The sequence below is a fragment of the Citrobacter sp. Cb041 genome, assembly GCF_030336655.1.
Classification (GTDB): Bacteria; Pseudomonadota; Gammaproteobacteria; order Enterobacterales; family Enterobacteriaceae; genus Citrobacter; species Citrobacter braakii.
On sequence record NZ_JAOWDD010000003.1, the window covers coordinates 1 to 344 of the forward strand.

The 344-nt window shown below is 37.8% G+C and carries 1 protein-coding gene; it reads right to left on the reverse strand.

Annotated features, from left to right (window positions below):
* Nucleotides 1–344: T6SS immunity protein Tli3 family protein (locus OGV52_RS00015; protein WP_502873804.1), on the reverse strand; the 344-nt coding region annotated here is incomplete at both ends.

A 344-nucleotide genomic window follows, 5' to 3' on the forward strand; every position in this document is an offset into this window, starting at 1 on the left:
ATTTCTTTTCCCTCCGGTCTGTCGACCATATTCCCCTCTGAATTTCTCTCTTGCCCCTGAAATGGGGACATATAAGATGCGACCTGCCATGTTTGCCCATAGTCTTTAGATATTTTATATGCCCCAGGTTCCCATTCAGGCACCAGAATATACTGTTCTGAAGGATGAATATATTCTCCCGTAAATACCATGTATATTGGGTTGCTATAAATTGACTTATGAATATTTCTTTTTATATCATGATAAACAACATATCCTTCACAATCATATCCGATCAGTTCCAGATAACGATTATCATCAAATCGATAAATAATCTGTGAGGGTGATTTTGTACAGGCAGAGAC